The 12,243-nt window shown below is 70.5% G+C and carries 7 protein-coding genes; all 7 read left to right on the forward strand.

Going from position 1 to position 12,243, the window contains the following annotated elements:
* Positions 1–749 precede the first annotated feature (749 nt).
* The 7 genes from RN02_RS10905 to RN02_RS10935 all read left to right on the forward strand — a co-directional run bounded on the left by RN02_RS10905 (position 750) and on the right by RN02_RS10935 (position 12,206).
* A complete protein-coding gene (locus RN02_RS10905) occupies positions 750–2,450 on the forward strand; it encodes a long-chain-fatty-acid--CoA ligase (protein ID WP_082033765.1) in 1,701 nt (566 codons plus the stop codon).
* A 34-nt stretch (positions 2,451–2,484) separates the two neighbouring features.
* Positions 2,485–3,288: a lipase family alpha/beta hydrolase gene (locus RN02_RS10910; protein ID WP_052267699.1), complete on the forward strand. Its 804-nt coding sequence runs from the start codon at positions 2,485–2,487 to the stop codon at positions 3,286–3,288.
* Positions 3,289–3,418: 130 nt separating this feature from the next.
* Complete coding sequence (locus tag RN02_RS10915) at positions 3,419–5,029, forward strand: WS/DGAT/MGAT family O-acyltransferase (RefSeq protein ID WP_236695177.1); 1,611 nt, start codon at positions 3,419–3,421, stop codon at positions 5,027–5,029.
* A gap of 89 nt (positions 5,030–5,118) precedes the next feature.
* Complete coding sequence (locus RN02_RS10920) at positions 5,119–6,474, forward strand: MFS transporter (protein WP_043314508.1); 1,356 nt, start codon at positions 5,119–5,121, stop codon at positions 6,472–6,474.
* Positions 6,475–6,589: 115 nt separating this feature from the next.
* The gene (locus tag RN02_RS10925) at positions 6,590–8,026 is read left to right on the forward strand and encodes an amidase (RefSeq protein WP_043314509.1); all 1,437 of its coding nucleotides are present in this window, start codon (positions 6,590–6,592) and stop codon (positions 8,024–8,026) included.
* 55 nt (positions 8,027–8,081) lie between these two features.
* On the forward strand, positions 8,082–10,658 hold the full coding sequence (locus RN02_RS34580; RefSeq protein WP_043314510.1) for a LuxR C-terminal-related transcriptional regulator: 2,577 nt from the start codon (positions 8,082–8,084) through the stop codon (positions 10,656–10,658).
* Between the two features lie 600 nt (positions 10,659–11,258).
* Complete coding sequence (locus RN02_RS10935; protein ID WP_082033766.1) at positions 11,259–12,206, forward strand: alpha/beta hydrolase family protein; 948 nt, start codon at positions 11,259–11,261, stop codon at positions 12,204–12,206.
* Positions 12,207–12,243 lie beyond the last annotated feature (37 nt).

Here is a 12,243-nt window from a genome sequence, read left to right on the forward strand (position 1 = left end):
CGAATTCCCCCGCCACGGAGGCCCGCCCCGAGGGTACGTCCCTGTAGCCCATCGGGGCTCTCGCGACATCCATGTCGCATGACCTCCTGAGCGCGGGTTTCGCTCGGCCTGCTGAAGGGGCGTTTCGGAGTGCGCGGAGGTTTCTCTGGAAGTCTCAAGAGCAAAAGCCAGAGCGGACGCGCTTTTGCTTTTCGTAGGAGCGAGCTTGCTCGCGAACCTAGCAGCCACTGGCTTATTCCCCCTTCGGGCCAGCGCAAGCGCTGTTCGCGATGAAGCCGCGTCCCGCGTTCGCGGGAATGACAGGGGTCGTGAGGAGTTTCAGGATGACTCTTGATTCCCCGTCCACTCCGAACAGCCCCCTCTCCCGCTTGCGGGAGAGGGTTGGGGAGAGGGCGCTCTTAACCCCAGCGCCTACGCCCCCGGCAAACCCCATTCGCGAGCAAGCTCGCTCCTACAGGCCCCCCGCCAACCTGCAGGAGCACAACGCGAACGGCGGACACAACAGCCTCAAACCACAACTGCTTATCTCCCCACGCCAACCACCCCATAACCCCCATGAATCCCCCACCCTCCACGCCGCTGATCACGCCAGAACCCCCGCCCCAGAGCCTCTCCAGCCCTCGCTCATCAGCCTTTGGCACGAACGCCAGCCCCCACCATCGGCACTTTCTCCAAGCCGCAAATTCCGGACAGTTCATACAAGCGCCGCAGCCTCACCATGCTTGCAAACAATAAGGAGACACCAGCAAGTGCAAACCCCCTGGACTCGCTCATACCCTGCCGGCGTGCGCTGGAACACCGACCTCTCCGGCCTCAGCGTGCTGGACATGCTCGATGACTCGGTGCGCCGCTGGGCCGACCGCCCGGCCATCGACTTCATGGGCCGCAACATCGACTACCGCGAACTCTCCTCGCTGATCGACCGCGCCGCCAAGGGCCTGCAGGACCTGGGCGTCGGCCCCGGCGTCCACGTCGGCCTGTACCTGCCCAACGTGCCGCAATACGTCATCACCTTCTTCGCCATCCTACGCGCCGGCGGCACCGTGGTGAACTACTCGCCGCTGGATGCCGGCGAGGTGCTCGCGCACAAGATCGAGGACAGCCGCACCGACATCCTCGTCACCCTCGACCTCAACAGCCTCTACCCGCTGATGGCCCGCCTGCTCGACAGCACCCGCCTGCACACCCTGGTGGTCGGCTCGCTGGGCGAGTTCGGCGCGCAGCCGCGGGAGATCCGCGCCCGCCTGCAGCAGGAGGGCCAGCTCGCCCAGGTGCACTACAGCGAGCAATGCCTGCCCTTCGAACAGCTGCTGGACAACGAAGGCGACTGGCAGCCCCACGCCCTGCCGCCGCTGGACGAGGCCCTGGCCGTGCTGCAGTACACCGGCGGCACCACCGGCCTGCCCAAGGGCGCCATGCTGACCCACGCCAACCTCGGCGCCGCCGCGGCCCAGGTGATGATGATCAACGTCGACAACGACCAGCGCCTGCACGAAGGCCGCGAGAGCATCCTGGTGGTGCTGCCGCTGTTCCACGTCTACGCCATGGTCGGCTGCCTGCTGTTCCCGGTGGCCGCGGGCGCCGAAATGCGCCTGCACACGCGCTTCGACGCCGGCGCCGTATTGCGCGACATCCACGACAACCGGGTGAGCTGCTTCCCCGGCGTGCCGACCATGTTCACCGCCCTGCTCAGCCACCCGCAGGTGAGCGAGTACGACCTGCGCTGCCTGAAGATCTGCGCCTCCGGCGGCGCCCCGCTGCCGGTGGAGCTGATGCAGCAGTTCAAGGCCCTGACCGGTTGCCAGATCACCGAGGGCTGGGGCATGACCGAGACCTGCACCGGCGGCACCTTCACCCCCGCCGAGCGGCCCCAGGCCGGCTCCTGCGGCGTGCCGCACATCGGCGTGGACATCTGCTTCCTCGACCTGGAGGACCCCGGGCGCAAGGTGCCGCCGGGGCAGAACGGCGAACTGGCCATCCGCGGGCCGAACATCATGCGCGGCTACTGGAACAACCCCCAGGCCAGCGCCGAGTCCTTCACCCACGACGGCTACTTCCGCACCGGCGACGTCGGCTACATGGACGCGGACGGCTACATCTACATCGTCGACCGCACCAAGGACATGCTCCTGTGCGGCGGCTTCAACGTCTACCCGCGGGTGATCGAGGAAGCCATCTACGCCCACCCGGCGGTGGAGGAAGTCATGGTCCTGGGCATCCCCGACGCCTACCGCGGCCAGTCGCCCAAGGCCTACGTCAAGTTGCGCCCCGGCCACCCGGCCTTCGACCTCGACGCGCTCAAGGACTTCCTCAAGGACCGCCTGGGCAAGCACGAGATGGTGCAGGCCCTGGAAATCCGCGCCGACCTGCCCAAGACCGCCGTGGGCAAACTGTCCAAGAAGCTGCTCAAGGACGAAATCGCCGCCGCTCAAGCGAGCGCCGGTAACTGAACCCGTAGTACCCCCGTACAAGGAAACCGCCATCATGCCCGCCGCTTTCTACGAGTCCCTCACCGCCCCCTTCCGCCGGTACCCGGTGGAGCGCCGTCCCTCGCCCATGCTCTGGGCGCTGGAGTCGCGCGCCCTGCTGGAATGGGCCTCGATCCCGGCGGCCATGCCCTGGCTGCTGCTCAACGTGCCGCGCGGCGATGGCCACAGCGTGCTGGTGCTGCCCGGGCTGATGGCCAACGACTGCACCACCCTGCCCCTGCGGCGCTTCCTCGACAACCGCGGCTACGACACCCACGGTTGGGGCCAGGGCCTCAACCGCGGCCCCAGCCGTGGCGTGGTCGAGCGCCTGCTGGCGCAGCTGCAGGAGCTGCACGAGACGTCCGGGCGCAAGGTCAGCCTGATCGGCTGGAGCCTGGGCGGCATCTTCGCCCGCGAACTGGCCCGCGCCATGCCCGGCAGCGTGCGCCAGGTGATCACCCTCGGCAGCCCGCTGTACGGCCCGCCGCAGACCAGCACCAACGCCTGGGAGCTGTACCGCCTGGTGCGCAGCTTCAATCGCGAGAGCGAGGAGCGTGGCGAAGAGGCGCCGCCGGTGCCCACCACTTCCATCTACAGCCGCGCCGACGGCATCGTCGGCTGGGGCGGCAGCGTCGAGCGCCGGGGGCGCCTGACCGACAACATCGAAGTCAACTGCGCCAGCCATATCGGCCTGGGCGTACACCCACTGGTCTGGTACGCCATCGGCGACCGCCTGGCGCAAGCGCAGGACCAGTGGCGGAAGTTCCGGCCGCGTGGCCTGAAGCGCGCGCTCTATCCCTTCCACGCCCCCCGGCGCTGAGGGGAACACCGGCCCGGCGGCAATGGGCCTTGCGAGTACTTTCCCTGCAACGACAAGAACGAAGGTTGGTGATGCAATGAAACATTTGAGCGGGATGGACGCCTTGTTCCTACACATGGAATCGGCCGAGATGCCCACACACGTCGGTTCGCTGCATGTGCTGCAACTCCCCGAGGGCTATGACGGCGACTTCTTCGAGGAGGTCAAGCAGTACCTGACCGGGCGCCTGCACCTGGCCACGGTCTTCACCCGCAAGCTGGCGTTCATGCCCTTCGACCTGTCCGACCCGGTGTGGGTGGAAGACGAACAGCTGGACCTGGAGCACCACATACGCCACATCACCCTGTCCAAGCCGGGCAGCAACCGCCAGCTGCAGCAGGCCGTGGCGCGCAGCCACGCCAGCCTGCTCGACCGCAGCCGGCCGCTGTGGGAAGTCACCATCATCGATGGCCTGCGCAGCGGCGAAGTGGCGCTGTACGCCAAGGTGCACCACGCCAACGTCGACGGCCAGGCCGGCATCGAGCTGGTCCGCTCGCTGTTCGACGACGTGCCCAGCGGCCGCGTCATCCCGCCGGCGCAGCCCAGGCTGCGGCGCAACCAGTACCAGCTCGGCGTCGCCGAACTGGCCGGGGCGGCCATCGGCAATGCCGGCCGCCAGTACGTCAAGCTGGCGAAGATGCTGCCGGACATGCTGCGCGCCGGGCGCAGCATGCTGCCGGTAATCGGTGACGGCAACCTGCGCAACTGGCGCAGCCTCGACCCGCGCAAGCTGCTGGCCCCGCGCACCCCGCTGAACGTGGCCATCACCAACCAGCGCAGCTTCGCCGGGCGCACCGTGCCCCTGGCCGAGATCAAGGACATGGCGCGCCAACTGGACGTGAGCTTCAACGACGTGGTCATGGCCACCGTCTCCGGCGCCCTGCGCCGCTACCTCAAGGCCAGCGGCGAGCTGCCGGAGAAGCCCCTGACCGCCGCCGCGCCGGTGAGCCTGCGCGCCCCCGGCGACGACACCGCCAACAACCAGGTGAGCATGCTGGTGGTCGACCTGGCCACCGACGAGGCCGACCCGCTGCAGCGCCTGCAGCGCATCAACGCCTCCTCGACGCAGCGCAAGGCGGCGATGAACAAGTTCCGCTCGGCCATCCCCATGGACTTCCCGATCTTCGCCGCGCCCTGGCTGCTCTCCGGCATGGCCGCCATGTACGGCCGCTCGCGCCTGGCCAACTGGATGCCGCCGCCGGCCAACCTGGTGATCTCCAATGTCACCGGCATCCCCGCCCAGCTGTACTTCGCCGGCGCCAAGGTGCTGTGCTACTACCCGGTGTCCATCCCCTCCCACGGCATGGCGCTGAACGTCACCGTGACCAGCTACCACGACCGCCTGGACTACGGCCTGATCGCCTGCCGCCGCGCCCTGCCGGACCTCAACGACCTGGGCGACCACCTGCTGGCCGAACACCGCCGCCTGCTCGAACTGGCACGCAAAAAGGCCGCCGCGGCAGCGCAGGACAAGGGCGGCGACAAGCCGGCCAGCCAGAAGCACAGCGCCGCCGCCAAGGCCGTCGCCAGCAAGCAGGGCGAAGCCGCGGACAAACCGGCAGCCAAGGCCGGGAACCCCGCCAAGGCGCTGCCCAAGGCCCGGCCGGCGGCCCCGCCGCGGCGCAAGGCGAACGGCACCGCGGCGCAACAGCCCAGCCCCGCGCCGCAGCCGGCAGCGGCCGAAGCCACACAGGTCCAGTGATCCCGGCGCCGGTCCGCCGCGCGGCGGCCCCACGAGGGCCCCGTGGCGGCGACCGGTAACCCGCGGTAGACCCCACCCCGGAGCCTCGCATGTCCACAGTCATCAGCGCCCCCGCCGCGGCACAGGCCGCCCTGGCGCCCCAGGGCGACGCCGAAGCCGTCTACGGCAAGATCACCCGCCGCCTCATTCCCTTCCTGTTCATCTGCTACCTGCTGAACTTCATCGACCGCGCCAACATCGGTTTCGCCCAGTTGCAGATGAAGACCTCGCTGGGCTTCAGCGACGCCGTCTACGGCCTCGGCGCAGCCATGTTCTTCGTCGGCTACGTGCTCTTCGAAGTGCCCAGCAACATCCTCCTGCAGCGCATCGGCGCGCGCCTGACCATCATGCGCATCATGCTGCTCTGGGGCCTGGCCTCCAGCGCCACCCTGCTGGTCACCACGCCCACCCAGTTCTACGTGGTGCGCTTCCTGCTCGGGGTGTTCGAGGCCGGCTTCTTCCCCGGCATCGTCCTCTACCTCACCTTCTGGTACCCGCCGCAGCGCCGCGCCCGGGTGCTGGCGTTCTTCTGCATGGCCCAGGTGGCCGCGGCCTTCATCACCAGCCCGGTGTCGGGCTGGATCCTGAAGAACCTGCACGGCGCCCACGGCTGGGAAGGCTGGCAGTGGATGTTCTTCATCGAGGGCATGCCCACGGTGCTGCTCGGCCTGCTGGTGCTGTGGCTGCTGCCCAACGGCCCGCAGGACGCCAAGTGGCTGACCCCGGACGAGCGCGAACTGGTGCGCCAGGGCGTGCAGGGCACCACCGGCGCCGACGTCGACGGCGGCGGCCACGGCAAGGGCGCGCTGGCCGCGGCGCTGCGCGACCCACGGGTCTACCTGCTGGCCTTCGGCGCCTTCGTCTCCGGCTGCGCCGGCTACTTCCTGGCCTTCTGGACGCCGACCATCATCCGCGAACTGGGCGTGGCCGACCTGCAGCTGGTCGGCCTCTACGCGGTCATCCCCAACGTCTTCGCCCTGTTCGCCATGTTCTGGTACGGCCGCCGCTCCGACCGCCGCGACGAACAGCGCCTGCACTGGGCCTGGGCCTTCGTCGTCGCCGCCGCCGGCTTCCTGCTGCTGGCCTGGGCCATCGGCAACGGCAGCCTGGCCTGGACGCTGGTCGCCATCAGCACCGGCGGCTCGGCCCTGGTGGCGGCCACCCCGGTGTTCTGGGCCATGGTCACCCGCTACCTGGCGCGCGAACGCGCCGCCGTCGGCATCGCCCTGGTCAACACCCTGGCCAGCGTCGCCGGCATCAGCCCGGCCGTGGTCGGCGCCATCAAGACCCGCACCGGCAGCCTGGACGATGCCATCTACCTGCTCTGCGCGCTGTTCGTGATCGCTGCCCTGGCCATGGCCTTGGGCATGCGCAAGGCCCTGGCGGCGCCGCAGCAGCCGGCCTGAACCGGCCCCGAGGAACAGACATGTCATCGCCGATCCACGCACCCGCCTGCTTCGCCCTACGCTACAGGCATGCCCGTGACCCATTCCTCGCCGCCGCCCGCACAGGAGCCCCCGCATGAACGATTCGCTGCACCTGCTCGACGCCACCGCCCAGGCCCAACTGGTCTACCGCGGCGAAGTCACCCCGCTGGAACTGGTGGACGCCGCCATCGCCCGCATCGAAGCGCACGACCCGGCGCTCAACTCGGTGATCTGGCGCCAGTTCGAACTGGCCCGCGAGCGCGCCCGCGGCCCGCTGCCCGGCGGCCCCTTCCGCGGCGTGCCCTTCCTGCTCAAGGACCTGGCCGGCGGCGCCGAGAGCGGCCAGCCGCTGTCCTACGGCAGCCGCCTGGGCCTGGGCAACCGCGCCGACCACGACACCGAGCTGGTGCGCCGCTACCGCGGCGCCGGGCTGATCACCGTCGGGCGCAGCAACACCCCGGAATTCGGCATCACCCCCACCACCGAGCCGGCGGCCTTCGGCCCCTGCCTCAACCCCTGGAACCTCGGCCTCTCCGCCGGCGGCTCCAGCGGCGGGGCCGCCGCGGCGGTGGCCGCGCGCCTGGTGCCCATGGCCCACGCCAGCGACATCGGCGGCTCCATCCGCATTCCCGCCTCGGCCTGCGGGGTGTTCGGCCTCAAGCCCAGCCGCGGGCGCAACCCGGTCGGCCCCAAGATAGGCGAAGGCACCGGCGGCCTGCCCGCCGAGCACTGCTGCTCGATCTCGGTACGCGACAGCGCCGCCCTGCTCGACGCCACCTCGGCGCCGGACTACGGCGCGCCCTACGTGGCCCCGTCCAAGGCCCGCCCCTACCTGCAGGAAGTCGATGCGCCGCACCGCCGCCTGCGCATCGGCCTGCTGCGCACCCCGCTCACCGGCGCCGCGGTGCACCCCGACTGCCTCGCCGCCCTGGAGTCGGCCGCCCTGCTCTGCCGTGGCCTGGGCCACGAGGTCACCGACGAGGCGCCGACGGTGAGCGACATGCCCGCCGTCGGCCAGGCCTTCGCCCGGCTCTTCGTGGTGTCCGCGGCGCTGCACCTGCGCAGCCTGGAGCAACAGGTGGGCCGCCAGGCCGGCGAGCACGACATCGAGCCGCTGACCCGCGCGGTGGTCGGCCTGGCCGGCCAGGTCAGCGCCACCGACTACGTGCTGGCCCAGCGCACCCTGCAACGCATGGCGCGGGAGATCGCCGCCTTCCACGAGCGCTACGACCTGATCCTCAGCCCGACCATGGCCTGCCCGCCGAGCGCCATCGGCGAGCTGGCCTTCCGCGAGGGCGAGTCCATCGAGGCCTTCTTCGCCCGCTCGGGCCCCTTCGCCGCCTTCACCTCCGTGTACAACGCCACCGGCCAGCCGGCCATGAGCGTGCCGCTGCACTGGACCGCCGGCGGCACGCCCATCGGCGTGCAGTTCGCCGCGCGCCTGGGCGACGAGGGCACCCTGTTCCGTCTCGCCGCCGAGCTCGAACGCGCCCGTCCCTGGGCCTCGCGCCTGCCGCCGCTGCGCGGCTGAGCCGGCAGCACATCCGCATCAGCGCCCCGGCAGCCCGGGGCCAGGAGTTCCGCAGATGAATTCGCACCCCAACCTCCACGCCATCGCCAGCCGTCCCGCCCCACGCCCCCTCAGTGGCGCGCTGCCGCTGCTGCCGGCCCGCCACGTGGCGCGGCCGCGCCTGCTGCAACGCCTGCTCGGCGGACGCCAGCGGGTGAACCTGCTGCACGCCCCCGCCGGCTTCGGCAAGAGCGTGCTGCTCAACGAATGCGCGCGCCAGGCCGGCCCGCGCGGCCGCGTCGCCTGGCTGGACCTGCGCGGCCGGCCGCTGCAGGAGGGCGACTTCCTCAGCCGCCTGGCCATAGTGCTGGACCTGGACCCCAGCGCGCGGAACTGGCAGGAAGACCTGCAGCGCCTGCTGGAGGGCAGCGCGCAGCCGCTGTGGATCGTGCTCGACGACTACCCGCGGCAGGGCGATGCGCAGCTGGACGCCTGCGTGGCCCGCCTGCTGGAGACCAGCGCCAGCGACATCCGCTGGTGGATCGGCTCGCGCCGCCGTCCGGACTGGAACCTGCCGCGCCTGCTGCTGCAGGGCGAGCTGCTGGAGCTGGATGCCAGCGACCTGGCCCTGGACCACGACGAACTGGAGCACCTGCTGCGCAAGCAGCAGGCCGAGGCGAGCGACGGCGACAGCGTCGACCTGCTGAGCCACAGCGCCGGCTGGCCGGCACTGCTCGGCCTGCTCGCCCTGCAGGGCCGCATGCGCTGGCCCGAGGCCGGCGGCGGCCTGCTGCACGACTACCTGCGCCGCGAGGTGCTCGCCCCGCTGCCGGCGCAGCTGCGCGGCGCCTTGCGCGTGCTCAGCCACCTGCCCCGCTTCAAGGCCGGCCTGTGCCGGCACCTGGGCTCGGTCGGCGAGGCGGCCTTCGCCCAACTGGGCCAGTTGCAGCTGCTCCGGCGCCTGGACGAGAACTCGGGCTGGTTCGCCGTCTGGCCGCCGCTCGCCGAGCTGCTGCGCCAGGAACAGGACGACGCGCCGCCCACCGTCGCCCTGCTGGAAGCCAGCCAGTGGTTCGCCGAGCACGGCGACCTGCGCCAGGCCACCCAGCTGGCCCTGGCCGCCGGCTCCATCGAACGCGCCGTGGCCTTGCTGCAGGACGCCAACAGCGACCAGATGATGGTCGAGCACAGCGCCGTGCAACTGCTGCGCTGGCGCGACGAACTCCCCGCCGGCCTGCTGCAATCCAGCCCCAAGCTGATCCTCCTGGAAACCTGGGCGCTGATCATCTGCGCCCGCCTGGACGAGGCCATGGACTGCCTGCAGGCGCTGGCGCGCTTCCTGCCGCGGCCGGACGCCCACCGCCAGCGGCTCAGCCTGGCGCACTACCAGTCCATCCTCGGCGTGCTGCAACGCCAGTTCGCCCTGCCCGATGCGCGGCGCAACTGCAGCGACGCCCTGGAACACCTGGAGGAGCACTACTGGGGCCAGCACATCCTCTGCCACCAGGCCCTGGCCCAGCAGGCCATGGTCGAGGGCGACCTGATCGTCGCGCGGCAGCACTGCCAGGCCGGCCTGCGCCTGTCGCGGCGGCACGCCAGCCTGTGCTTCGAGGCCCTGCTGAGCGTCGAGCACATCCACCTGCTGGCCCTTTCCGGCGAGCACCACCACGCCCTGGACTACGCCGAGCAGATGCTCGCCGAACTGCGCAAGGGCACCCACGGCGGCCCCATGAGCGCCCGCCTGCACGTGCTGCGCGGCGAACTGCTGACCCTGCGCGGCGAGGACGTCGCCGCCGAAGCCGCTCTCCAGCAGGGCCTGCGCGAGGCCGAGGAATGCCAGGACGCCTACCTGCTCTATGCCTACCACGCGCTGATCAGCCTGACCTGCGAGCGCGGCGAGGTGGAACGCGCCCACCAGCTGCTGTTGGCCGCCGAGCGGCGCATGCAGCGCCTGTGCATCCCCGAGATCCGCTACCGCGAAGTACTGCGCCTGGCCCGCGCCCGCCTGTGGCTGGCCAGCGGCGAACCGGCCAAGGCCCGCGACGAGCTGTTCGGCGTGCTCGCCGAGCTGCGCCTCAACCCGCTGCTGGCGCCCACCGGCTTCTACGACCTGCAGTACCGCGTGCGCCTGCTGCTGGCCCAGGCCCATGGCGAGCTGGGCGAAACCACCCGCGCCAGCCAGGAACTGCTGGCCCTGCAACGCGACTGCCAGCGCCTGGGCCTGCGCAGCCTGGCCTGCGAAAGCCAGCTGCGCCTGGCCGAGGCCCTGCACGGCCTGGACCCGGCCGCCGCCGAGGAACACCTGCGCGAAGCCCTGCAGGACTGCCGCCGGCTGTCCCTGCTGCGCCCCCTGGCAAGGCTGCAACGCAAGGACGCCAGTTGGTCGCGGCAACTGCTGGCGCAACTGCCCACGGCGCCCCAGGCCCAGCCCACCGCGGCCCCCGCCCCGGCGCCGACGGAAATGCTCAGCCAGCGCGAACTGGAGGTGCTGGAACTGATCGCCCAGGGCTGCTCCAACCAGGAGATCGCCGAGCAGCTGGAAATCTCGCTGCACACGGTGAAAACCCACGCCCGGCGCATCAACATCAAGCTGGAAGTGGAAAGACGCACCCAGGCGGTGGCAAGGGCCAAGGCGAGTGGGTTGTTGGCTTGATGGGGGGTCTTGGTGGGTGTTTTTTCCTGGGGGATCGGCGCACTGGGGTTAGTCCGCTCCCTCTCCCCAACCCTCTCCCTGAAGGGAGAGGGAGCTAGACCGTGCCGAGAGAAGGAATGGTTTCAGCCAGTAATCTCTGTGCCAGCCGGCTAACGCCGAAACACCAACGCACACCGAACGGTCCCCTCTCCCTTCAGGGAGAGGGTTAGGGAGAGGGCGCTCTTAAACCCAACACCGCAGCCACCGACAAACTCCATCGCGGACAAAGTCCGCTCCGTTGTTTCTGGGTTCCCGCATTCGCGGGAACCCAATAAACAGTTACCCCTACGGCACAGCCAGGCACGGCCTCTCGTAGGAGCGAGCCACCCTCTGCACCGCTTTTTCCCACCCCACCTGAACCTACCCCCCAACCCCGCCCCGGCACACACTATCAACCGGATCAGCGAGGCCAATCGCCCCGCTGCCGATCTGCAGCCTCCGCCGCCCCAACCCCGGTCGCACCCGGGATGGGTGCGGCGGTCTTTTTTCCCGCAACTGTACTGGTAGCGCCCCATCGCCCGGCGCTAGAGTGCCTGCTGCGCAACGGGAAAAGAGAACGCCATGGGCCAGCCACTGACCTTCGACGCCACCGACGGCTACCCGCTCCGGGGCCGCCTCTGGCGCCATGCCGAAGCGGCGGCGCAGCCGCGCCCGCTGGTGATCGTCAACCCGGCCACCTCGGTGCGCAGCGACTACTACGCACGCTTCGCCGACTACCTGCACGGCCAGGGCTTCGACGTGCTCTGCTACGACTACCGCGGCATCGGCGGCTCGCGCCCGGCCTCGCTGCGCGGCTTCTCCGCAAGCTGGCTGGACTGGGGCCGCCTGGACTTCGAAGGCGCCCTGCAATGGGCCGTCGCCAACGCCCCGCAGCAACCCATCCAGGTGGTGGCGCACAGCGTCGGCGGCTTCCTCGTCGGCCTGGCCCCTTCCAACCACCTCATCCAGCGCGTGTTCAGCATGGGCGCGCAGTTCGCCCACTGGCGCGACTACCACCCACAGCGGCGCCTGCGCATGCTGCTCAAGTGGCACCTGGCAATGCCGGTGCTCAGCGGCCTGTTCGGCTACTTCCCGGCCAAGCGCCTGGGCTGGATGGAAGACACGCCCCACGGCGTGGTGCGCGACTGGACGCACCGCTCCCCACGCTTCGAGGACGCCTACCGGCGCGGCCCGCGGGCCATGTCGGCGGAAGAACGCAGGCGCCTGGCCGAAGGCTTCGCCGGGCTGCGCGGCGACACCCTGGCCCTGAGCGTGACCGACGACGAATTCGGCACCGGCCCGGCCATCCAGCGCCTGCTCGACTACTACCGCAACAGCCGCTGCCTGCACCTGCGCCTGCCGCCCCGGGCCATGGGCTTCGCCAGCATCGGCCACTTCGCCTTCTTCCACAGCCGCTTCCAGGACAGCCTCTGGCCCATCGCCCTGCGCTGGCTGCGCGACGGCGAGCTGGACGACAGCCTCGCCGCCTACCTGGTGCACCCGGCCCGGCGCCATCCAACGCCCGCCTGACAACGAAATTCCCCAGGCAAATCAAGGCACTGCCCGA

Origin of the sequence: Pseudomonas sp. PI1 (assembly GCF_000812405.1) — a bacterium.
In the GTDB taxonomy this organism is placed as follows: Bacteria; Pseudomonadota; Gammaproteobacteria; order Pseudomonadales; family Pseudomonadaceae; genus Pseudomonas; species Pseudomonas citronellolis.